At 56.2% G+C, this 24356-nt stretch carries 16 protein-coding genes; 6 read left to right on the top strand and 10 right to left on the bottom strand.

What is annotated here, in order from left to right; genetic code table 11:
- Window positions 1–50: 50 nt before the first annotated feature.
- From FHW71_RS11045 to dgt, 3 genes are all read right to left on the bottom strand, one after another.
- Window positions 51–4880, bottom strand: coding sequence for an invasin domain 3-containing protein (locus FHW71_RS11045; RefSeq protein WP_179452002.1), 4830 nt, complete (start codon window positions 4878–4880; stop codon window positions 51–53).
- Between the two features lie 243 nt (window positions 4881–5123).
- The gene (gene degP / locus FHW71_RS11050; RefSeq protein ID WP_008108493.1) at window positions 5124–6572 is read right to left on the bottom strand and encodes a serine endoprotease DegP; all 1449 of its coding nucleotides are present in this window, start codon (window positions 6570–6572) and stop codon (window positions 5124–5126) included.
- 136 nt (window positions 6573–6708) lie between these two features.
- On the bottom strand, window positions 6709–8202 hold the full coding sequence (dgt, locus tag FHW71_RS11055) for a dGTPase (protein ID WP_179452001.1): 1494 nt from the start codon (window positions 8200–8202) through the stop codon (window positions 6709–6711).
- 98 nt (window positions 8203–8300) lie between these two features.
- Between dgt and mtnN the strand changes: the two genes are divergently transcribed.
- The 3 genes from mtnN to FHW71_RS11070 all read left to right on the top strand — a co-directional run bounded on the left by mtnN (window position 8301) and on the right by FHW71_RS11070 (window position 10161).
- The gene (gene mtnN, locus FHW71_RS11060) at window positions 8301–8999 is read left to right on the top strand and encodes a 5'-methylthioadenosine/S-adenosylhomocysteine nucleosidase (RefSeq protein WP_008108495.1); all 699 of its coding nucleotides are present in this window, start codon (window positions 8301–8303) and stop codon (window positions 8997–8999) included.
- Window positions 8992–9801, top strand: coding sequence for a vitamin B12 ABC transporter substrate-binding protein BtuF (gene btuF / locus FHW71_RS11065; RefSeq protein ID WP_179452000.1), 810 nt, complete (start codon window positions 8992–8994; stop codon window positions 9799–9801). Before mtnN ends, btuF begins: the two co-directional genes overlap by 8 nt.
- Before the next feature lie 108 nt (window positions 9802–9909).
- Complete coding sequence (locus FHW71_RS11070) at window positions 9910–10161, top strand: hypothetical protein (protein WP_008108497.1); 252 nt, start codon at window positions 9910–9912, stop codon at window positions 10159–10161.
- Window positions 10162–10196: 35 nt separating this feature from the next.
- Here the strand turns inward: FHW71_RS11070 and erpA are convergent, their stop codons facing one another.
- Window positions 10197–10544: an iron-sulfur cluster insertion protein ErpA gene (gene erpA, locus FHW71_RS11075; RefSeq protein WP_007893884.1), complete on the bottom strand. Its 348-nt coding sequence runs from the start codon at window positions 10542–10544 to the stop codon at window positions 10197–10199.
- 200 nt (window positions 10545–10744) lie between these two features.
- On the opposite strand from erpA, the gene hemL reads away from it, so the two are divergent.
- Window positions 10745–12025 carry a glutamate-1-semialdehyde 2,1-aminomutase gene (hemL, locus tag FHW71_RS11080; RefSeq protein ID WP_008108498.1) on the top strand — a complete coding sequence of 427 codons (1281 nt, stop codon included), beginning with the start codon at window positions 10745–10747 and terminating at the stop codon, window positions 12023–12025.
- Between the two features lie 57 nt (window positions 12026–12082).
- Here the strand turns inward: hemL and fhuB are convergent, their stop codons facing one another.
- The 5 genes from fhuB to FHW71_RS11105 form a co-directional block, all read right to left on the bottom strand.
- Window positions 12083–14059: a Fe(3+)-hydroxamate ABC transporter permease FhuB gene (fhuB, locus tag FHW71_RS11085; protein ID WP_179451999.1), complete on the bottom strand. Its 1977-nt coding sequence runs from the start codon at window positions 14057–14059 to the stop codon at window positions 12083–12085.
- Window positions 14059–14937 (bottom strand): Fe(3+)-hydroxamate ABC transporter substrate-binding protein FhuD, encoded by an 879-nt coding sequence (gene fhuD / locus FHW71_RS11090; RefSeq protein ID WP_179451998.1) that lies wholly within the window; start codon window positions 14935–14937, stop codon window positions 14059–14061. The genes fhuB and fhuD overlap by 1 nt, the downstream gene beginning before the upstream one ends.
- Before the next feature lie 9 nt (window positions 14938–14946).
- Window positions 14947–15741 (bottom strand): Fe3+-hydroxamate ABC transporter ATP-binding protein FhuC, encoded by a 795-nt coding sequence (fhuC, locus tag FHW71_RS11095; RefSeq protein ID WP_007888799.1) that lies wholly within the window; start codon window positions 15739–15741, stop codon window positions 14947–14949.
- A 55-nt stretch (window positions 15742–15796) separates the two neighbouring features.
- The gene (fhuA, locus tag FHW71_RS11100) at window positions 15797–18001 is read right to left on the bottom strand and encodes a ferrichrome porin FhuA (RefSeq protein WP_179451997.1); all 2205 of its coding nucleotides are present in this window, start codon (window positions 17999–18001) and stop codon (window positions 15797–15799) included.
- 143 nt (window positions 18002–18144) lie between these two features.
- On the bottom strand, window positions 18145–18309 hold the full coding sequence (locus FHW71_RS11105) for a hypothetical protein (RefSeq protein WP_155726974.1): 165 nt from the start codon (window positions 18307–18309) through the stop codon (window positions 18145–18147).
- Window positions 18310–18335: 26 nt separating this feature from the next.
- Here FHW71_RS11105 and FHW71_RS11110 point away from each other — a divergent pair, with 26 nt between their 5' ends.
- Window positions 18336–20162, top strand: coding sequence for a glycosyltransferase family 25 protein (locus FHW71_RS11110; RefSeq protein WP_179451996.1), 1827 nt, complete (start codon window positions 18336–18338; stop codon window positions 20160–20162).
- A 4-nt stretch (window positions 20163–20166) separates the two neighbouring features.
- A complete protein-coding gene (gene ispD / locus FHW71_RS11115) occupies window positions 20167–21552 on the top strand; it encodes a 2-C-methyl-D-erythritol 4-phosphate cytidylyltransferase (protein ID WP_179451995.1) in 1386 nt (461 codons plus the stop codon).
- 54 nt (window positions 21553–21606) lie between these two features.
- On the opposite strand, the gene mrcB is transcribed toward ispD, so the two are convergent.
- Entirely contained in the window at window positions 21607–24147 is a 2541-nt protein-coding gene (gene mrcB, locus FHW71_RS11120) for a bifunctional glycosyl transferase/transpeptidase (RefSeq protein ID WP_061718092.1), read from the bottom strand.
- Window positions 24148–24356: the final 209 nt, after the last annotated feature.

Below are 24356 nucleotides of genomic sequence, written 5' to 3' on the forward strand. Positions count from 1 at the left end.
TTTTCATCTTCATTGGAAATAACGAAATTATCTCCAGAAATAATTAATTTTTATAACTTACAACTCACTTTGTAATATAAATTATCACTATTCGCTGAATATGCCGTTCTCCCCGTACTCATATAAATGTACAAATGCTGTCCCCCAACATCTCGCGTTGATGTACGGTAAACGCTTAATATTGGCCAACCATGTTGCGTATTTATACCACCTGCAGGATAAGCCTGATAAAACTGAGTCATTTGACTTTCAGTCGCTACCGTACACATTGCTGTGGCATCAACATAAGAATAAGTACTCCAGCTCTCATTATTTTCTTCATACTTGCTACTACCCGCCTTCTCTGAAGTTAAATAAGGACGTCGGAAAGTCATACCATTAGCCGTTAACGCATCTGTCATATGTCCCCACATATTGGCCGAAGCAGTATCCGGGCTGGTTATGACATTAAAGATCACATCCTGATTCTCGCTATCACCATTCTCTGATTTGGCCTGCAATGTAGTTTTCACCCCAGTACCAGCAGGATCAGTTACTGCAATCGCCAACTGGCCACTTCCGTTAGTCACCCCCTGATAAGCTGATATTGCACTGCCATTAAGTACCAATTCACCACTGGTAACAGCTGCATTTTGTCGGTTAACCACATTTACTGCCGCAAACGAAATTCTCGTGTTAGGCGCAAGGGTATTGGTGCCTTTGCGTTTCGCGGTAATGGTGAGTTGTATAGTGTCGCCGATATTTTTACGCTGGCTATCAATCGCCCACGTCAAATCAACTGGAACCGGCTTCACCTTCACGCTGCCGGTATAAACATGGAAGCTCGTTCCTCCCAGGTAAACCGAGATATCTACGGTGCCTGCCCAAGTACTGCTCAGGGTCGCACTGTAGGTACCATCACCATTGTCTGTCACGCTGCTCAGTGTGCTGCCTGGTAGGCTAGTGCTGAACGTGATGTTCTGCCCGCTAACCAGGTTACCATTACGATCTTTCAGGCTGAAGGTTAATACTGTGCTTTCAAGGTTGTCGGCCAGAATTTCAGACGGTGCAGCATTCATCGTAGATTGACTTACGTCAGGATTGCCGCTGTCCGCCGTCAGCGTCACCACCGTCGCCGTAGCACCTAACGCCGAGCCGTTCACGTTGGCAGAGATGCTGGCGCTGCCCGCCGTAATACCGGTCAGCTGCGCACTATAACTGCCGTCACCGTGGTCGGTCACCGCGCCAACGGTGCTGCCGCCTAGCGTGCTGCTGAACGTTACCGTCGGCCCGCTTACCGGGTTGCTATTGACGTCCTTCAGGTTCAGGGTAATCAGCGAGGCCGCCGTACCGTTTGCCACTATAGTCGCTGGCGTCGCGCCCAGCGTTGACTTCGACGCATCCAGGTTGCCCGCGTCCGCCGTCAGCGTTACCGCCGCCGCTATCACGCCGAAGGCCGTACCGTTAACGCTCACGCTGATGCTCTCGCTACCCGCCGTGGTTCCCGTCAGCTGCGCGGTGTAACTGCCGTCGCCGTGGTCAGTTACTGCGCTCACGCGGCTGCCGCTGAGCAGAGTGTTAAAGGTCACGTTTAGGCCGCTCACTGGGTTATCGTTTTTGTCCTTCAGGTTCAGGGTAATCGCCGATCCCATCGTGCCGTTTGCCACGATGATCGCTGGGATCGCCGCTAACGCAGATTTACCTGCATCCAGGTTGCCCGCGTCCGCCGTCAGCGTCACCGCCGCTGCCGCCACGCCGTAGGCCGTGCCGTTCACGCTGACGCTGATGATCGCCGCGCCCGCCGCAGTGCCCGTCAGCTGCGCCCTGTAGGTGCCGTCGCCGTTGTCTGTCACCCCGCCCACGCTGCTGCCGCCCAGAGAACTGCTGAACGTCACCGTCTGCCCGCTCACCGGGTTATCGTTGCGGTCCTTCAGGCTCAGGGTAATCACCGACGCCGCCGCGCCGTCCGCCACGATGGTCGCCGGCATTGCCGCTAACGCAGATTTGGCCGCGTCGAGGTTGCCCGCGTCCGCCGTCAGCGTTACTGTCGCCGCCGCTACGCCCAGCGCCGCGCCGCCGACGCTTACGGTGATGCTTTCGCTGCCCGCCGTGGTGCCCATCAGCTGCGCCGTGTAGCTGCCGTCACCGTTGTCGGTCACGGTGCTGACGGTGCTGCCTGCCAGCGTGGTATTAAAGGTGATGTTCTGCCCGCTTACCGGGTTGTCGTTAATGTCCTTCAGGCTCAGCGTAATCTGTGAGGCCGCCGCGCCGTCCGCCACGATGCTCGAAGGCGTCGCCGCCAGCACGGATTTACCCGCGTCCAGGTTGCTGCCGTCGGCAACCAGCGTCACCGCCGCCGTTACGCCAAAGGCCACGCCCGCCATGCTCACGCTGACGTTCGCGTCGCCCGCTTTGATGCCCGTCAGCTGAACCGTGTAGCTGCCGTCACCGTTGTCGGTCACCGCGCTCACGCTGCTGCCCGCAAGGTCGCTGGTGAAGGTTACGCTCTGCCCGCTTACCGGGTTGTCGTTCACGTCCTTCAGGCTCAGGGTGATAACCGACGCCGCCGCGCCGTTGGCGATAATGGTCGCCGGGGCCGTCGCTAACGCCGATTTGCCCGCGTCCAGATTGCCCGCGTCCGCCGTGAAGTTCACCGGCGCGGCCGTCAGCGACGAGCCGTTCAGCGCTGCACTTACCACCACCGCCACCGCTTTAAGGCTGGTCAGGCCGATAGTGGCGCGGCCGTCCTTATCCGTGACGCTGGTCACCCCGCTCAGGCTGCCGCCGTCGGCACTCCAGTTTACGCTCTCGCCCATCACCGGGTTGCCGTGCGCATCCTGCACCTGCGCGTAGTAAATAATGCTGTCGCTGCCGTTCGCCAGCGCCGTGCTGCGGTCGGCGCTCAGGCTGCCGTCAGCCAGCTTCGCGCTCGCGCTATCGGAAACGAACATCGCAGTGGCCTGCGTGCTGCCACCGCCAGTCGTGGTCACCGTTACCGTTACCGCTTCTGCAAAGGTGTTGGTAAACGCCAGGGTCACAAAGCCGTTCTCGTCGCTCACACCGGTCAGGCTGCTTCCCGCCGCCGCCTGCGCCGTGCCGCTCAGAGTAAAGGTCACTGTCACGCCCGCCACCGGGTTGCCGGTGGCATCGGTAACGCGCGCCTGCACCCGGTTGGTCGCCACACCGTCGGCCACCACGCCGTCCTGCAGCAGGAGAAGATCGTCGTCCGCCACCACGCCGTTCGACGCGTCGCTAATCTGCTTCACCGTCACCGGCTGCAGCGCCACGCCGCTCAGCGCCGCGCTCACAGTTATCACTGAAGGACGCGTCCCCGCCGTCAGCTGCAGCGTATACACGCCGTCGCCCTGCTCGGTCACGTCGCCCAGTGTCGCCGGTGCTGCCGGTGCTGCCGGTGCGGGTACAGCTTTCGCACGAGCTGTCGCTACGCCATCGTCCTGCACCGCTGCCGCAAGCTCCGCCGCCAGGCCGGTCGCCGGCGTACCATCTTCGTTCACCAGCGTCACGGTGACCACCGAGGTCGCCGTGCCGTTGGCCAGAATAATCTCTGGTGCGGCGCTTACCGAGCTCAGCTCAGTACTCACCGCCGGGTGCGCCACGATTACGCGTGTGGACGCCGTTTTCGAGCCGTTGCCGCGCACGTCGTAGGCCACGCCGCTCAGCGCGTATTCGTTCATCGCGCCCGCGACGTAGGTCGGCAGCACCACCTGATAGCCGCCGCTGCCCAAATCCTCAACCTTACCGCCCGCCGCCAGCAGCGCCGCGTCGTTCCAGACAATTTTGTCCAGCGCGTATTTGCTGGCGAGCTTATAGGCCACCGGCACCGCGCGCCCGCTGACTCCGCTGATCTCCTTCGGCAGCACCAGATCGATCAGCTGCTTTTTACGGTACTCCAGCACGATGTTGTTATTACGTTCGACCAGATCCATGCCGCTACCCGCAAGCGTGCGCTGCAGGCTCACCGCGGCCGGATCGATCTGCGCCGCCAGCGGCTGGCCGATCTGCCAGTTCATCTCCAGGCCGAAACGCGTCTCGTTCTGGCTGCCGCCGCGCTTGTGATCTGCCGAAAGCGACACCAGCGGCACCGGCGTGTAGCTCAGGCCGGCGGTAACCGCGCCCGGGTTTTTCTGCCGCTGATCTTTGCCAAACAGCGCGACCTCATTACCGTAATATTTTTCATACATCAGGCGACCGCCGAGCGACGGCCAGGCCGGCAGCCAGGCCTCGGCGCGCAGGTCAAAGCCGTTCGCTGGACGCGCGTCATAATCCTCCACGTCCACGGCGTTTTTCCAGCCGGAAACGCGCCAGTAGCCGTTGCCCGACAGCTTCAGGTAGTCGCGCCACGCCTCAACGCCGGTGCCCACGCGCTTGTGGCCGTGGCTGAAGTTCTGGTCGTAGAAGGCGTTGTAGCCCAGCATCCAGTCGCCGGAAAAATGACGCTGGCCGAGGCCGAAGTTACCGGTGAACTGGCCGTCGAGGTTGCGAATGCCGTTCTGGGTAAAGAACAGACGCTCGTCGCTTTTGTACAGCGGCACCAGCAGATCTGCAGCGCCGGTGCGCGGTTTGAAGCGGTCGTCGGTGCCGAGCTCCACGCGCGCGGTGCCGAAGTTCTGCAGCCACTGCTGCGCCTGCGCGCTGGCGGCGGACGTCGCCTGCTGGCTGAAATAGCCAGCGGCGTTGCCCGACTGGTGCGCCTGCGCCAGCCCACTGGCCGCCTGCGCGCCGCTGCTGAGGAAGCGGTCATCCCGCTCAGGCGTTATCGCCGCCTGCACGGTCAGCGCCCAAAACGGCGTCAGCGCCATGCCAACCTGTACGGCAATCTGCGCCAGCACAAAGCGCCGCGTGGCGGCGGAGTGTCCGGTCGGAGAAGAGTTTGAAGTCATAAGTAACGTTCCGATAGTGAAGGAAAAATGGCGCAGCGGCGTAGGAGCAGGCGCCTGGTAAAGCGGCTTTTCCTTCAGCTGAACTGTGTAATTGCAGGAATTTTCCTAAACTTCGGAGAGGGATACGTCAGGACTGGTCTTGGATAGTGCTGGTGGGAATGTTCAAAATGCGTTAAAAAAATGCCGGCTACTCAACTTAACCGGCATATGAAAATAGTTATTGGTATGCTACTGCTGGAAAACTTACTGCATCAGCAGATACAAACTGCTGTCACCACGCTGTACGTTCAGTGCCAACACCGAAGGTTTGGTATCAAGCACTTTGCGCAGCTCGCCAAGGTTAGCCACGGCTTGCTGGTTCACGCCGAGAATCACGTCACCTTTCTTCAGACCGATACGCGCCGCTGCGCTGCCCGGCTTAACGCTATCGACACGCACGCCTTTCTGGCCGTTAGTATCGATATTGCTGAGATCGGCACCTTCAATGCCGGTGTAAATGGTGGCGGACTGCACTTTATCCTGCGAACTCTGCTGCAGTTCAACCGTGACGTTCACCGGTTTGCCTTCGCGCAGCAGACCCAGCTGCAGTTTGGTGCCGACCGGCAGCGAGCCGACTTCTGCACGCAGCGCCGCGAAGCTGGTCAGCGCTTTACCGTTCATTGACACCACCACGTCACCGGCTTTCACGCCGGCTTTCGCTGCGGCAGAATTCGGCAGCACCTGGCTAACAAAGGCGCCGCGCTGCGCATCGACTTTCATCGCTTTCGCCAGCTCAGAGTTCAGCTCGGTGCCCATAATGCCCAGCTCACCGCGTTTCACCTGGCCGTACTCAACCATCTGTGCAGTCAGGTTTTTCACCATTGAACTTGGGATCGCAAAGCCGATACCGATGTTGCCGCCGTCCGGCGCCAGAATCGCGGTGTTAATCCCGATCAGCTCGCCGTTAAGGTTAACCAGCGCGCCGCCGGAGTTACCCCGGTTAATCGCCGCATCGGTCTGGATGAAGTTTTCATAGTTTTCAACGTTCAGGCCGCTGCGACCCAGCGCTGAAACAATCCCCGAGGTCACGGTTTCGCCGAGGCCGTACGGGTTACCGATCGCCACGGTGTAATCACCGACGCGCAGGTTGTCAGAGTCGGCAATTTTGATTGCGGTGAGGTTTTTCGCATCCTGCAGCTGAATCAGCGCGATATCTGACTGCGGATCTTTACCAATTACTTTGGCGTCGTAACGACGGCCATCGCTGAGCTGAACCTGAATTTTGGTCGCGTTATCCACCACGTGGTTGTTAGTCACCACATAGCCTTTATCCGCGTTAATCACCACGCCAGAACCGAGCGCTCGGAACTGCTGTTTCTGTGCGTTAGCACCGCCATCTGCGCCGCCGCCGTCACCGCCCGCGCCGTTTTGGCACATTGGCGAACTCTGGAACGGTGAACCGTCCTGACAGAACGGAGAATTATCACCAAAGAATTGCTGGAATTGCTGTGGCATACGCGGTGTTTTAACCGTCGTCGTGCCTTCCACGCTGATACTCACCACGGACGGCATGACTTTTTCCAGCATCGGTGCCAGGCTTGGCAACTGCTGGCTGGAAGAAGAAGCGGTCTCTGCGGCAAATACACTCACAGGGCTCAACGCCGTCGCGCCGAAACTCAGCGCCAACGCCAGCATAATTGTGTTTTTTTTCATTTATCTGTGTCTCTCTAAGAATTACGGCCAGACCATTGCTGTGGTCGTGATGGTGAGATTAAGTTTTTAGCGCGAAGTTCCTAATAAAGTTTTAGGCAAAGGTAAAAAATTGTTCTTCGTCTTTACAATTCTGCGCTTATTCAACCGCCATTAAACGACGATATTCATCCCAGGCATAATTGTCCGTCATCCCGCTAATGTAGTCCTGAATCAGGCGCGCACGATAATAACGTTCCCACAACAGGCGCTGATATTTATGCTCAACAATTAATGAACGCATGTGTTGCTGATAGGCTTTGCGATGTTTGCCGGAAAGCTTATGAAACAGCCGGGTTTCAATTGGATGCTTTGCCAGAAAATCCTCGTTCATCAAAGTGGTAAATTGCTCGTAATCCAGCAACAGCAATGACTGATATATTTCGAGCAAACCTTTAATCACCCGATAACCCTGTAATTCCAGTTGTTCAACTTCCGGATGATTAAACACCTGCTGACGCGCCACCGTTTTAAACATTTTCAGCAAGCGCCCTTCTTCGCCATCATCTTCCAGCAAAGCATGATTAAAATCGCCTTCGAAAATAGAAGGTAAGTTGTCGATGAAACGCTTAACCGCATGGCTAACCAGCACGTTTTGCACGTTAACCCGCAGCGACATAAAGAATTGATCGCTGATACTGCGGCGTTTTTTCTGATTAGCCTCTTTCCAGGCATCGCCGATGGTGCGGCTGAAAACATCGCCGGTTTTTACCGTGCCCCAGGCATCGAGTAAATGCTTATACAGCGTTTCAACATGGAAGATGTCTTTTTCTACGGCGTCATCCAGATCGGCAATGCAATAAGAGATATCGTCGGCGGCTTCCATTATCCAGGTGAGCGGAAAACGATGGTGCTCTTTTATATTCGTTGCCTCGCGTAACTCAGCCACATAATCGCGCTCAGATAAATAGAAACCCGGTTTTTTCATTAATACGCTAAATTCAGCCGGTTTATCGCCTTGCCACCATGCCGGCGCGGTATATTTCAAAATACAGGCGACCTGCGCATAGCTGAGATTGAGTTGCAGCAGCGTATGCACCAGGCGAATCGCCTGGGCGTTACCCTCGAAATGGCATAAATCTTGACGAATCATTGCATTTAAATGGTCAAAAGCAGATCGCTCTGATTCATCGGCAACACCCGCCACCAGCGGATCGACCAACTCGGCAGGCAGATTATCATCGAACCAGTCATTGATCGCCGCCTCACCAAAGTGACCAAACGGCGGATTGCCAACATCGTGCAGCAAACAGGCCATCTCAATCAGGCTTTCGAAGGCACCTTCGAACTCATCCAGTCCATAATTCGCCAGCCCGCCGCCCTGAGTTTTCAGCGCTTGCAGAATCTCTTTAGTGATATATCGCCCGGTTTGCTGCACTTCCAGCGAGTGCGTCAAACGCGAACGCACCGCCGCGTTGCGCTCCAGCGGGAATACCTGGGTTTTCTGTTGCAGACGACGAATCGCGGCGGAGTTAATAATACGTCCGCGATCGCTTTCAAAGTGGCGGGTAATAAAGTATTCCCCTTCGGGATCTTTGCGGCTGGTATAAGGGCGGGTGAAACTGATCTTCTTCCTGAAATTGATCGTCGCCATAATTACCCCTTATTTTTTTCGTGAATTCTTCCTCAATCAGCCATGTTAGACTATGCCTCACTTTTGCGGGTTACATCCATTAAATTAGCGAGATTCTTATGAAAGTAGGCATTATTGGCGCGATGGAGCAGGAAGTTACTCTGCTGCGTGACAAAATCGAAAACCGCCAGACACTGACGCTGGCCGGCTGCGAAATTTACACCGGCACGCTGAACGGTGTTGAAGTGGCGCTGCTGAAATCAGGCATCGGTAAAGTGGCTGCCGCGCTCGGCACCACCTTGTTGCTCCAGCTGTGCAAGCCGGATGTGGTGATCAACACCGGTTCTGCTGGCGGATTGGCGCCAACGTTGAAAGTGGGCGATATCGTGGTGTCCGATGAAGTGCGCTATCACGATGCCGACGTCACCGCCTTCGGTTACGAGCCAGGCCAGATGGCCGGTTGCCCCGCGGCTTTCGTGGCAGATGACAAACTGATTGCCGCCGCTGAGCGGGTTATCAAGCAGCTCGACCTCAACGCGGTACGCGGTTTGGTAGTGAGCGGCGATGCCTTTATCAACGGTGCTGCACCGCTGGCGCGCATCCGCACCACCTTCCCGCAGGCGATTGCGGTGGAGATGGAAGCGACCGCGATCGGTCACGTTTGCCATCAGTTCAAGGTGCCTTTTGTGGTGGTGCGCGCGATTTCTGACGTCGCCGATCAGGAATCACACCTGAGCTTTGACGAGTTCCTCAGCGTCGCGGCAAAACAGTCTTCGCTGATGGTAGAAAACCTGCTGGTTCAGCTGGCGCGTGGCTAAAATCCTGCTGCTTGGGCTGTTGCTGCTGTGCAGCAGCCTGTTCGCCGCCACGCCGCGCGTCATTACCCTTTCGCCCCATCTGACGGAACTGGCCTTCGCCGCTGGCATTACGCCGCTGGCCGTCAGCGCCTTCTCCGATTATCCCGCGCAGGCCAACACGCTGGAGCAGGTCGCGAACTGGCAAGGCATCAAAGTGGAACGCATTCTGCAACTCAAGCCGGATTTGGTGCTGGCATGGCGTGGCGGTAATCCGCAGCGGCAAATCGAACAGTTGCAGCGTTTCGGGATTAAGGTTGAGTGGATCGATCCGCAAACCATTGATCAAATGATCGATGCGCTGGCGGCGTTACAGCGCTGGAGTCCGCAGCCACAGCAAGCGGTTGATGCGGCGCAGGCATTGCGCGCGCAGGAAGCGGCGCTGCGCAAGCAGTATCAGCAAAGCACGCCGATCCCGCTGTTTTTGCAGTTTGGTCAGCAGCCGCTATTTACCGCTTCGCGCAACACCATGCAAAACCAGGTGATTGAGCTGTGCGGCGGCAGGAATATTTTTGCCGATAGCAGCGTCAGTTGGCCGCAGGTGAGCCGTGAACAAGTACTGATGCGCCATCCGCAGGCGATTGTGATTGGCGGTAACGCCGCACACGCCGCCAGCATTGCCAAATTCTGGCAGCCGCAGCTGGATGTGCCGGTGATCGCCATCAATGACGACTGGCTGAGCCGTCCGGGGCCTCGCATGCTGCTGGCAGCGAAACAGCTATGTGCAGATTTACATCCGACGAAAAAAAGCACCAATAAAGATTAAAGATCCGGCAGAAATTGTCGTAAATCATAATACAAGGCACAGCGGCCACGTATGCTCTGTGCCCATTTTTAGCGCTTAGCGCAATTTTGTCTTCACCAGGAACTATTCATGACCAGAGCACTGCTGCTGGCCATAGGGCTCGTGATCGCTGCACCATTGAGTGCGGCCACGTCGACCGGCTCTATCGCCGTCACCTTGACGTTATTCTCGCGTTGCGATATCTCGCGCCAGAATGAACACACTCTGCCCACCGTGGATTGTGGACGCCATTTCAGCGCGCAGCCGCGCATTACCGAACGTGTGTTAAAACGCGATGCCACGCGCCGTGAATCTGCGCGCCTGGTAACAATTGAGTGGTAGGAATCTGGCTACCAGAACGGCAGCCAGAAGCAGCATTAGATGCTGAAGGAAGAGCCGCAACCGCAGGTGGTTTTGGCATTCGGGTTGGTCACGATGAAACGTGAACCTTCCAGGCCTTCGGTGTAATCCACGGAACCGCCCACCAGATATTGCAGGCTCATCGGATCCACCACCAGCGCCACGCCTTGTTTCTCGATGGTCATGTCGCCGTCATTCATTTGATCGTCAAAGGTGAAGCCGTACTGGAAACCGCTGCAACCGCCGCCGGTAATATAGACGCGCAATTTCAGCTCAGGATTCTCTTCATCAGAAATCAGGTTTTTCACTTTTTTTGCTGCTGCATCAGTAAATTGCAAAGGCAGCGCTGCTAAGTCGTCACTCATCTTTTACTCCGGGTAAACGTCGAGGTCAGAAAACGACCTTAATCTCGCTATTATCTGCCAGCCGTCCAGTGCAATCAAGTCTCAAGCTTGACACTGCGTGCCGCCGCATGCGCAGGAAAGTATATACCCTAAACTTTAGCGTAAGCCGTTATTCCCGTAGAATGGCGCCAGATTTTTTCCCGAACAGCAGGAGCAGAACAATGAGTAAGTCAGAAAACCTGTATGCCGCAGCGCAACGCCTGATCCCCGGCGGTGTGAACTCCCCGGTACGTGCATTTACCGGTGTGGGCGGTGTGCCGCTGTTCATCGAACGCGCTGACGGTGCGTATCTGTATGATGCCGACGGCAAAGGCTATATCGATTATGTCGGTTCGTGGGGCCCGATGGTGCTGGGTCACAACAACGCCAATATCCGTAACGCGGTGATTGAAGCCGCCGCGCGCGGTCTGAGCTTCGGCGCGCCGACCGAGATGGAAGTGAAAATGGCCGAGCTGGTATGCGAGCTGGTGCCAAGCATGGACATGGTGCGCATGGTTAACTCCGGCACCGAAGCCACCATGAGCGCCATTCGCCTGGCGCGCGGCTTCACCCATCGCGATAAAATCATTAAGTTCGAAGGCTGCTATCACGGCCACGCCGATTGCCTGCTGGTGAAAGCCGGTTCCGGCGCGCTGACGCTGGGCCAGCCAAACTCGCCGGGCGTACCGGCAGATTTCGCAAAACACACGCTGACCTGCACCTACAACGATCTCAGCACCGTGCGTGCGGCTTTCGAGCAATACCCTGAGGATATCGCCTGCATCATCGTTGAGCCGGTCGCGGGTAACATGAACTGCATTCCACCGCAGCCGGACTTCCTGCCGGGCCTGCGTGCGCTGTGTGACGAATTCGGCGCGCTGCTGATCATCGACGAAGTGATGACCGGCTTCCGTGTCGCGCTGGGCGGTGCTCAGGCCTATTACGACGTGACGCCCGATCTGACTTGCCTGGGTAAAATCATCGGCGGTGGCATGCCTGTTGGTGCGTTTGGTGGTCGTCGCGATGTGATGGATGCGCTGGCGCCAACCGGTCCGGTTTATCAGGCCGGTACTTTGTCCGGTAACCCGATTGCCATGGCGGCGGGCTTTGCATGTCTGTCGCAGATTGCGCAGCCGGGTACGCATAGCACACTGACCGATCTGACCACGCAGTTAGCGCAAGGCTTGCTGGCTGCGGCGAAGGCCGAAAATATTCCGCTCGTGATCAACCACGTTGGCGGCATGTTCGGGATTTTCTTCACCGACGCCGATGAAGTCACCTGCTACCAGGACGTGACTCAGTGTGATGTGGAACGCTTCAAGCGCTTCTTCCACCTGATGCTGGAAGAAGGCGTTTACCTCGCGCCATCCGCTTTCGAAGCCGGCTTTATGTCGCTGGCGCACAGCAAAGAAGATATTCAGCGCACCATTGATGCTGCACGTCGCAGCTTCGCGAAACTGTAAAATTGCTAAATGCGATCCTACGCATTTTCGTAGGGTCGCCATTAATGGCGACCAACATTAAGCCCGCCGCAACAACCAGATAAAATACGGCGCACCGAAGAAGGTCGCCATCAACCCGGCTGGAATCTGATCCGGAAACGCCAGCATCCTGCCGCACCAGTCGGCGAAAATCATCAAACCGCCGCCTAACAAACCGGCCATCAACACCTGCGGTAACGCACGGCGGAACCCAAGCATACGCACGATATGCGGCGCCATCAGCCCGATAAAACTCAGCGGCCCGATGGTTAAGGTTGCCGTGGCGGTCAATGCCGCCGCCAGCAACAGCAAGCTAAGGCGCGAGGTGGTCAGCGCCATGCCCGCCGAACGCGCGGTGGCGCTGCCGAGTGGCAATAGCGTTAACCAGCGACTCGCCAGCGGTGCCAGCGCAATCAGCACCAAACCCACCACCGCGCTTTGCAACGCCTGCTGCATATTGATGTTGTAGGTTGAACCGGAAATCCAGCTCAGCAAACCGCCCATGCGCGGATCGCCGCTGGCCAGTAGCACCATCAAAATAGTGACGAACGCGCTGTTGAGCGCCATGCCCGCCAGCAACATACGTTCCGGCGAGAAGCCGCCGCGACTCGCCACCAGCATAATAATCATCAGCGTCAATGCCGCACCCAGCGCACCGGCAGGCAACAGCCAGGCTACCGCATCGCCCGGCACAAAGAACATCATCACCACCACGCCACACGCCGCACCCGAGCTGATGCCCAGCACTTCAGGGCTCGCCATCGGATTGCCGGTGAGACGCTGGATCAGCGCACCCGCCACGCCGAGCATCATGCCCACAATCAGCGCGGCCAATACGCGCGGTGCGCGCCACGGCAGCAGCAGCTGCAGCATATCGCCGCCCACCCACGCAAAGCCGTGCGCATCGCGGCCAAAGGTTATGCCAACCCAGCTGAATATGCCCAGAACCAGTAATCCAATCAGACACCAGCGCAAGACGTTCTGCCGCTCAGCCGGCACGCTATCGCCCTGATTAAGCGCCGGTGGCACCGAGCCGGTACGCAAGCGCGGCAACAGCCACAGCAGAATCGGCACGCCGATCAGCGCGGTCGCCGTGCCGGTAGAGACTTCGCGCCAGTGGCTGGTAAGCCACAACACGCACTGATCGGCCAGCCACAGCAGCAGCGCACCAATCAACGGGGCCAGCATCATGCGGCTCATCAGGCGACGTCCGCCGAGCATCTTCGCCAGCAGCGGCGCAAACAGGCCAATAAAGCCGATGATGCCCGCAACATTAACCAGCTGCGCGCTGAGCAAAATTGCCAGCGCCAGTGCGGCAATGCGCGCCGCCGACAGCGCCAGACCGAGATTTTTCGCTACGCCATCGTCGAGTCCCATCAACGTCAGCGGGCGCAGCAGCGCCAGCGCCACCACAAATGCCAGCAGCAAACGCGGCCACAGCTGGGCCACGTTGTGTCCATCCAGCTGATTGAGCGCGCCGGTGCTCCACAGGAACATGTTTTGCAGCTGATCGTGATTGAAGATAGCGAAGATTTGATTCACCGAACCGGCGTACAAACTCAATACCAGCCCAGCCAGGATCAGCGTTACTGGCGACAGACGTTTGCCCCAGGCAACGCCGAATACCAGAATGCCGACCAGCACCGCGCCGCCCATCGCCGCAAACTGCTGCGTGAGCTCGCCACCCGGCAAATGCCATAAGGTCGCGACGGTAATCCCCAGCTGAGCGCCCGACGACACGCCCAGCGTGGTGGGTTCCGCCAGCGGATTGCGCAGCACCTGTTGAAACAGTAAACCAGCGAGGCCAAGGCCCGCACCAACCAGCAGCGACAGCGCCAGCCGCGACAGCAAGCTATGATGAAACACCACTTGCTGGATGTTGTTGATGTCAGGCGCGAAAAACGCCTGTGACCACTGATCGCTTGGTAGCGCCTGGCGCAGATTGATCAAGGTTAAGGCCAGCGCCAGCAGAAAGACCGCACTCAGCAGCGCGACGGGAAAGAGACGATTGCGCATCAGTGCGACTCCAGCGCGTGTTCCAGCACGCGGACAAATTTCAGCGCCGAATAGGTTGCGCCGTAATACCAGACCGCCGGCACGCGCTGGAAACGCTGCGCGCGCACAAACGGCAGCGCCTGCCACAGCGCGGTAGCCATCACTTGCTGCATATCGCGATCGTTATCGTGATCGAAGCAGATCACCTGCACATCGCCCACTTCCGCCAGCCGCTCCAGCCCAACCACCGCGCTGCCCCAGAAGTTGGTTTCGCCCTGCCAGGCATTGCTCAAGCCGAGGATCTCCATCACCTCGAGGAACAGGCTGTTTTTACCGAAGGTAATTGCGTGGCGGCTATCCATCAGCGACATCAGCAGCACCGGACGATCGGCCCACGGCTTGAGGCGGTCACGCGCCGCCGCCAGCTGCTCATCCACATACAGCAGATGCTGTACGGCCTGCGCTTCACGGCCAAGACGCGCGCCGAGCGCCTGCAATGAGTGACGTGCGGTGCTGAGCGGTTTACCGTCGCCGCTATTAAGGTCAAAACCCATGGTCGGCGCGATGCGCTGCAGCTTATCCAGCGCCGGGCCGTAACCATTGGAGTGCAGAATGAGCGAAGGTTCGAGCTGCGTCATCAGCTCCAGATTGGGTTCGGTGCGCAAACCAAGATCGATAACGCCGGACGGCAGCTGCGGATCGCCGACCCAAATGTTGTAGTTGTGCATGTCGGCCACGCCGAGTGGCGTCACGCCGAGCGCCACCAGCAGCTCCACCGGCAGCCATTCCAGCGCCAGAATGCGCTGAGTATCCGGTACGGCGGCACGCAGTGGCAACGCAGACATCAAGGGGGAAAGCGCCAGCGCCGTCAGCAGGCGGCGGCGAGAAATGTCGAACATGGCGAGGCCTTAGTAAACAAAACTGACGGGCGCACCGCCCAGCGGATGCGGCAAAATGCCCATCGGAATACCGTAAATGTTGCCCAGCACATCGGCCTGCATGATCACCTCGGGGCCGCCTTCGGCAATTACTTCGCCACCGCGCAGCGCAACCAGACGATCGCAATAGCGCGCCGCCATGTTGAGGTCGTGCAGCACCGCAATCACCGTTAGCCCACGTTCGCGGCTGAGACGCTGAATCAGCGCCAGCACATCAACCTGATGGGCGATATCCAGCGCCGACGTCGGTTCATCCAGCAGCAGGCAGCGACTGTTCTGCGCCACCAGCATCGCCAGCCAGGCACGCTGGCGCTCACCGCCGGAAAGGCTATCGACCAGACGACCGGCAAACGGTTTTAATCCCACCAGCGTAATCGCCTCTTCCACCCGATCGCGATCCTCCTGACCATAACGGCCCAGCGCGCCGTGCCACGGATAGCGGCCAATCGCCACCAGCTCGCGCACCGTCATGCCCTCCGCCGCTGGCAGCTGCTGCGGCAGATACGCCACCTGACGCGCAAAATCTTTGCTGCCCCAGTTATCTACCGCGTCTTCATTCAGCAACACGCGCCCTTCACTCGCCGCATGGTGACGACCGAGCATTTTCAACAGCGTGGATTTGCCGGAACCGTTATGACCAATCAGCGCGGTGACTTTACCCGGTGCAAACGTTAGCGACAGCGGATGAAGCAGCGTGCGGCCTGGCACACGAAAACTGACGTTATCCAGCCTGAAGGTGGTTTCTGCGTGGTGCGGATGCTGCATGATAATCCCTGGTTAATCTGTAGGGTCGCCATTGATGGCGACCTACGTAACACGATTAGAAACGGAAGGTCGCAGTACCGACGATCTGGCGCTCAGCGCCCCAGTAACAGGCATAATCGCGGTAGCAGCTGGCGACGTATTCACGATCGAACAGGTTATTGACGTTAACGCCGATGCTTGATCCCGGCATGCCAAAGCGTGCGAGATCGTATTTCAGCGCGGCATCAACCGTGGTGTAACCGGCGACGTCGAAGTTTTGGTTCTCGTTCGCCGGGTCATTGGCGCTGTAAATACCTTTGCTTTCGCCGACATAACGTACACCTGCACCAAGCGTCACGCCTGAAAGCGCAGTTTCATGGAAGGTATAATCGCCCCACAGCGATGCCATATGCTTCGGCACCTGATTCGGCGTTTTACCTTTCAGATTGGTGTCTTCGGTATATTCCGCATCAGTGTAGGTATAAGACGCGGTCATGTTGATGTTGGCATTCAGCGCCGCTTTAGCTTCCAGTTCAACGCCACGTGAACGGATTTCACCGCTCTGAATGCTGGCAAATGGATGGTTAACCGTATCCGGATCGGCCGTCAGGTTTTTGGTTTTGGTCAGCTGATATACCGCAGCCGTCAGTACCACCGGACGATCTTTAGGAACGTATTTCACACCGGCTTCATACTGCTTGGCGCGCGAAGGATCAAAGGCTTCACCGCCAAAAGTCGCACCCGCATTCGGGATAAAGGCCTCGCTATAGCTGAAGTAAGGCGCGATACCGTTATCAAACACATAGTTCAGACCGCCACGCCAGGTGAAAGCCTGATCGTTCTGGCGATCAACGCTATCGGCCACGCGATCGTATACCGAGTTCATCGCATAATCGTAGCGACCGCCGAGGGTCAACACCCAGCGATTCCACTCCATCTGATCCTGTGCGTATAAACCGGTTTGCCGCTGCTTATTGAGGTGCTGATAAGGTGTCGCGAACGGCGTTACGCTGTCATCGCCATATTGCGGATTAACAGCATTCAGCGGTGATGCGGTACCAAATTGCGCATCAATATCGTTGCGGGTGCGCTGGAAATCGACACCCAACAACAGCGTGTGATCAACCTGCCCCGTCGCAAATTTAGCCTGCGCCTGGTTATCAACGGCAAACTGATTGAGCTTTTCATCAGAAACCGCTGAACCGCGCGTGATTTGCTGCGTTTCTGAGTTAAAGCCATTACCGTAAATACTGCGATAATCCGTTCTCAAATCCGCATAGCGCAGATTCTGTCGCACCGTCCAGGTATCGTTGAAGCTGTGCTCGAAGTTGTAGCCCACCATCTTGGTGTTGCGCGAAATCTTGTTGCTGTCTTCGCCTTCATCAAAGTTGGTCGGCAGCTTGTAACTGCTGCCGTCAGGACGCGTAATGCCCACAACGGTGCCCTGACGCGGCAACCAGCCGTAATAACCGGTTTCCGGTTCGTTCTGGAAGTAGGTCAGCAGATCAAAACGCGTGTTCTCATCCGGACGCCAGCTGAACGATGGCGCAATGGTGTAGCGCTTCTCTTTGTTCATCTCCTGCTGCGCATCGGCGCTGCGCGCGAGGCCGGTCAGGCGATAGCTGTAAACGCCGTCATCATCCAGCGAGCCGCCGAAGTCGAAACCGGTGGAGAACTGATTATTGGTGCCCATCTGGAACTGCACTTCACGTAGCGTCTCTTGCGTCGGACGCTTACTCACCAGCGAAACGACGCCGCCCGGATTGCTCTTGCCGTACAGCACCGAAACCGGACCGCGCAACAGCTCAGCGCGCTCGAGGAAATAGGGATCGATAGCAAACTCAGAGTAGTTATCACCCTGCAGCTTCAGGCCATCAAGATATTGATTGGTGTTGGTTTCGCTGAAGCCGCGAATAGAAAGCGCATCAATGACATTGGAGCTACCGCGGTTGCCGGTCAATACGCCAGGCGTATAGTTGAAAGCCCCTTTCACGCTGGTGACGTTTTTCATCGCCATCTCTTCTTGCGTGACTACAGAGATCGACTGCGGGTTCTTTTCAATCGGAGTATCGGTTTTGGTGCCGGTGGCGCTGCGTTTGGCGGCGATGGTTGGCGACGGGCCCCATGCATTCTCTTGCGCCACGCCGCTGCCGCCATCGGCGCTGACAACCACGGTATCTTCTGCCAACGCCTGCACGCTGAACGTACCCAGAGTCAGTGAAATAAGCCAAGCCAGCGAACGCGGGCGGAAAAAACAAGGATTGGTGTTTCGCGTATTCATAAGTGAGGTCTCTCGAAAAAAGTCGATGCAGGCGAATACAAACGAGAATGATTATTATGACGCACGGATTTTAGGCGAAATAGCGTCATATTCGCAACGACTAATGCCCATTAGCGCGGTGTTTGCAGCCAGATCGCGCCTATTCATGATCGCGAATAATAAATTAGCGATGAAGGAAATGGAGGCCAGCAATCGGGAAATTGCACTGCCGCAAAGCGGAAATTCATTTCATCCCGATAGAGCTCACAATCAAAAATAATGAATAAAATCATTATTTTAAAATCTGGCCCGCTAATTGCTTTTGTCATGCATTCTCCTTCCTACAGAAACCGTCATGGCAGTTATAAACTGGAACATTGTTGATCGCGTTATTTTCATCAATTTGAAGAAACGCAAAGACCGATTAACCCGCATCACTAAACAACTTAAAAAGTTGGGTCTAACCGCTGAAAAAATCGTTCGTCTGGATGCGATCAAGCATGAAAAGGGCTACATCGGCTGCACGCAATCGCATATTGCCGCGCTGGAGATGGCACGCGATAACGGCTGGGAGCGGGTGCTGATTCTGGAAGATGACTTCAGCTTTGATGAAAACCAGGCGAATTATGACAATCTCAACCGCTACTTTGCCGCCCTGCCGCAAATCAACTGGCAAGTGGCTTTTCTGGCGGCCAATTATCGTCGCGTGACGCCGCTGAAAAGCGTGGACTATATCGTGCGCGCTAATTTAGCGTGGTGCGCCTGCGCGTATATTGTCAATCACCGCTATTACGCCACGCTGATTGATAACTTTCGCGCAGCGCTGCAGGCACAATTGCAAGGTGGCGCGCAGGCACAATATGCCCTTGATGTGCACTGGAATAGCCTGATGCAGCAGGATCTGTGGCTGGGCATATTCCCCAACGCCGGTGCACAACGGCTCGACAAAAGCGATATTGAAAACAAAACGGTAGATTACCGCGCGCTCTTCAGGAAGCCGTTGAGTCAAATCGTTGCGCCCGCCAAATTCACGCCCTCCATTAGCGGTCCAATTAAGGTCGATTTTTACTTTCAGTGGCCGCCGGGTTGGACAAACTTTGAATCGGTGATTGAGGCGATGCAGGCTAATCCCGCCTTCGATTGCCGCATTGTAGTTGTGCCTTACCTGAACTGGAAAGCTAGCGATGTTAATGGCGATATTCAGCGTGAGATTCTGCGCGAAAGAGGGCTCGATTACACAGGTTTTGAAGATTATCAATTGGAGGAGCGTCAGCCGGATGTGGTGTTCCTGCAAAACCCTTACGACGAAGCGCGACCCGAAGCCTTTCGCAGCGACTACCTGCATGAACGCGGCGTGAAAATCGCCTACATCCCTTACGCGCTCGACACCGGAATTGGCGCAGAGAGCATGGTGTATCAATATAATTTGCTCTGTCAGAATCTGGCGACGTGGATATTCGCCCGTTCAGAAAAACATAAAGCTGAGTTTGCACTGCAATGTCAGGCAGGAAATCGCCATGTGCACGTTACCGGCCATCCCAAATTTGACCACTACCAGCGTCGTTTCCCTCTTTCAGACAAGCCGCAGCCACGCACAGTAACCACTTTCCTGTGGACACCGCATTTCGTGCTGCCGGGCGATCAGAAGATGTACACCACTTTCAACCTTTACGGCAGCGCGTTCCTGAAGCTGATTGAGCGTCAGGATATTCATCTGATTATTCGCCCTCATCCGCTGCTAAGCCAATGGATAGGGGAAGCCAGCCCAACGGCGCAAAGCCTTTATCAGCAGTTACTGCGCGCAGCACAGCAACACGCCAATCTCGAGTGGGATCACGGGCATGATTACACGCTTACTTTTGCACGTTCCGATGCACTCATCGCGGACGCCGGTTCCTTCCTGCTGGAATATCTGCCGTCAAAAAAACCCATCCTCTATCTCACTCACGAAACATGTCACGGTTTGAACCGCACTGCAGATTTCATTTATGACGCCTACGACGTGGCCTGGTGCGAAGAGGATATTTTCAACTTTGTTGACAATATTGTCGCGGGGCGCGATGCAATGAAAATTCGCCGGGAACAGGTGCTGCATGAGGAACTGCAGATAGAAAAGAAAACGGCGGGCGAGAAGATCGCTGAAATTATTTGTTCATCACTCAGACCGCAAGCGGCGGAATAAAAAAATGAAAAATGTAGCCATAATACTTTCTGGCGGTACAGGCACCCGCTTTGGCAGTGACAAGCCGAAACAATTTGCTAAGTTGGCGGGTCGTGCGGTGATCGAATACACCATCGAGCGTTTTGAAACTTCGGTCGACATTGATGAGATTATTATTGTCTCGCAAAATGAGTACATCGATTATATGTGGGAGCTGGTGGCTAAAAATCAGTGGCATAAAGTTAGTAAAGTGGTGCACGGCGGCAAGGAACGCTTTGACTCGACATATTCCGCGCTGAAAGCCCTTATCAACTATGACGGTCAATGCAAAATCTTACTGCATGATGCCGTGCGGCCATTAATTAGCGACACAATAATTCGTAAATGCGTAGATGCACTGGAATCCTTTGACGCCGTAGATGTGGTGATCCCCTCAGCAGATACCTTAGTAGAAGTGCACGATGATGGCTGCATTGCCAATATTCCTCATCGTGCCAGCATGCGCCGTGGCCAGACACCTCAGGCATTCCGTCTGGATAAAATTCGTCAGGCTTATGAGAAAGCGGCGGCCATGGGTAAGTTTACGTTTACCTGCGACTGCGGCGTGCTGCGTAATATGTTGCCTGAAACGCGTGTAATTACCGTCGAGGGCGATGAGGACAATATCAAAATCACCCATCCACTTGATCTCTATATCGCAGAGAAATTGCTGCAGGAAAGAAGTTCACACTCGCTGAATGCCGCAAATCTCGATTTCCTGCGCGATAAGCATTTGGTTATTTTTGGTGGCGGTAGTGGAATTGGTTTGGAGATGATGAAAGTTGCCACGCTGTGCGGGGCAAAAGTGCATATTGCCAGCCGTTCACATAATGATATCGATATCACTCAGCTCGACAGCATTAAAAACTATTTAAATAACATCATTGCCGAGCATGGCAATATTGATTATATCGTCAACACTGCGGGTATATTAATTAAGAAACCGCTTTCCACGCTAACTAAGCAAGAAGTTATGGCGCTGATTAACATTAATTATCTCGGGGCAGTAAACGTGGCGATTGCGGCAAAAGAGCGCTTAACCTGTAATTCCGGCATGTTATTGAATTTTACATCCAGTTCCTATACGCGCGGACGGGCCTTTTATGCCCTTTACTCCTCTGCAAAAGCTGCGGTAGTCAATTTGACTCAGGCGCTGGCAGAAGAGTGGATTGAGGATAAAGTCAAAGTGAACTGCATTAATCCTGAGCGAACCGCAACGCCGATGAGAACCGTTAATTTTGGCGAGGAACCGGCAGACTCACTGCTACATGCACGAGACGTTGCAGTAAAAAGCCTGGAAGTTCTCGTAACGCAGAGTACTGGTATGGTTATTGATATTCGCAAAAATAGCGGTAAGAACCAGCCCGGCTAACCACCTATCCCAATGAAAAAGGGCGCCGCAGCGCCCTTGTATTTTTTCGGCAACTTACTTGCTGCCGAACATATCCTTTATCCAACCCGCGACGCCGTCAGAATCTTTCTGCTCATTCTGTGGCTGCTGCTGTTGTTGTTGCTGTTGTTGCTGCTCTTGTTGCTGCTGCAACTGCTGCTGTTGTTGCTGAACCTGCTGTTGCTGCTGCTGACACAGCGCATTCGGATCCAGCGACCACACCGGCAGCGAACGCCATGTGCTGCTACCGCTACCGCAAACGAAGTTACCGGCGGAATCGATGTTCATCTGCGTGATATCTTCCGGCGGCGTCAACACCAACGGCATCGGCGCCTGGTTGTCGAGATAGCGACGATAAAGCTGCATCGCACCGCTGGCACCGTACAGTTTCGAGGTTTGGTTGTTATCACGACCAACCCAGGTAATCGCCACTTCTTTGCCATCGACACCGGCGAACCAGCTATCGATCAGGTCATTGGTGGTACCGGTTTTGCCCGCCAGATGCGCTTTAGGATAACGCGCACCCAGCGCACGAGCGGTACCGTGATCGGCGACCTGCTGCATGGTGTAGAGCGTGAGATACGCGGCCTGCGCTGGTTCAACGCGCTGCGCCTGCGGATAGCTCTGATACAGCACCGTGCCATCTTCCGCAATCACCGAACGCACCGCCGACAGCTCAGCGCGGTTACCGCCGCTGGCAATCGACTGGAACGCCTGCGCCACTTCAATCGGCGTCAGGTTCAGTGCACCCAGCAGCATAGATGGCACCGGATGCAGCTGATCTTTCGGCACGCCGAGTTTGTTCCAGGTATCGACCACCGCATCCAGTCCCAGCGTCATACCGAGGTTGACGGTTGGCACGTTCATTGAGTTGGTCAGCGCATCCACCAGCATCACTTTGCCGCTGAAACGACGATCGTCATTCATCGGTTTCCAGATGGTGCCGTTCGGCTGTTTCAGCGCAATCGGCTCATCGGCGATCCAGCTGTTGAGGCGATAGCTGTTCGGCTGGCTCAGCGCGGTGAGATAGGTCGCCGGTTTTGCCAGCGAGCCAATCGAACGACGCGCCTGCAATGCGCGGTTGTAACCGGCAAACTGCGGATCGGCACCGCCAACCATGGCGCGCACTTCACCGCTGAAGCGGTCAACCACCACCATCGCGGTTTCCAGATCTTTCAGGCCACGCTGTTTTTTCAGCGTCGGAATGCCTTCAACCACCGCTTTCTCGGCGGCATCCTGCGAGATCGCATCCAGCGTGGTGAAAATCTTCACGCCGGAGAGATCTTTCATTTTGTCGCCGAGCTTAGCCTGCAGCTCGTTACGCACCATCTGCATAAACGCCGGCTGTGGCGTGATCACGCCGCCTTTTGGCTGCACGCCCAGCGGACGCGCCGACAGCATGTCATACAGTTCCTGGTCGATGACGTTCTGCTGCTGCAACAAACGCAGCACCAGATTACGTCGCTCCAGCGCCAGTTTCGGGTTACGCCACGGATTGTACAGCGACGCCCCTTTCACCATGCCGACCAGCATCGCCTGCTGATCAAGGCTCAGCTCATCCACCGGACGACCGAAGTAGTACAAGCTCGCCAGCGGGAAGCCGCGAATCTGATCGTTACCGGTCTGGCCGAGATACACCTCGTTGAGATACAGCTCGAGGATGCGGTCTTTGCTGTAACGCGCATCCATGATCACCGCCATATAGGCTTCACGCGCTTTACGCCACAGCGAACGCTCGTTGGTGAGGAACAGGTTTTTCACCAGCTGCTGCGTCAGCGTACTGCCGCCCTGCACCGCTTTACCGGCGGTGATGTTGGCGAGGAACGCACGACCAATCGAGTACGGGCTAATGCCGTCGTGCTCGTAGAAATGGCGGTCTTCAGTGGCGATCAAGGTGCTGACCAGCAGATCCGGGAAACCGGCGCGTGGCACGAACAGACGCTGTTCACCGTTCGGCGACTGCAACATGGTGATCAGGCGCGGATCGAGGCGGAAGAAGCCAAAGTCGCGGCCGGTATCGAGGTTTTTAATCTCGCTCAGCTCATCGTTGCTAAACGTCAGGCGCGCGTTGATCTGCCCTTCTTTGCTGTCCGGGAAATCAAACGGACGACGCAGCAGGTCAATGGTGTTGCCTTTGACGCTAAACTCGCCCGGACGGGTGATGCGCGACACTTCGCGATACTGCGTGCCTTCCAGCAGCGCAATCATCTCTTTTTTGTCGTACGGCATGCCCGGTTCAAGGCTTACCATGCGGCCATAAACGGCGGCCGGCAGTTGCCACACTTTACCGTCGATGCGGCTACGGATTTCCGAGTCGAGATAGACGCCCCAGGCAGCCATCACAACCACAAAGACCAGGAAGAGTTTAATCAACCAGCCTAACCAGCGACGTTTACCGCGTGGCGGACGTTTTTTACTTTTTGGTGGCACCGGTCCACTCTCCTCATCTTCTTCATCAAAATCGTCCTGATCGATATCATCATCAAGTTCCCTGCGGCGACCCCGACGCGCAGTGCTGCGCGGCGGCTTTGGCGCTTTTCCTTTGCGCCCAATAGGTTCGCGATCGTTCCCAGACATGCTTTTATTCTCCAGGCATTGCTACGGCGGCGGCCGTTACTCTATATACGTCATAATTCGATTTGCAGGTGCGTTGGCTGCTCTCGCTCACCCGAATCACTTACTGAAGTAAGCTCATCGGGATTCTCTCGTTTGCTGCCTTCCTGCAAATCGAATTATTTAGTCTACAACTGCTTTCTCGTGCTGCGCATGGCAGAACCCTCTGAATT

The sequence above is a fragment of the Enterobacter sp. Sphag1F genome (assembly GCF_014193275.1).
GTDB classification, from domain to species: domain Bacteria; phylum Pseudomonadota; class Gammaproteobacteria; order Enterobacterales; family Enterobacteriaceae; genus Pantoea; species Pantoea symbiotica.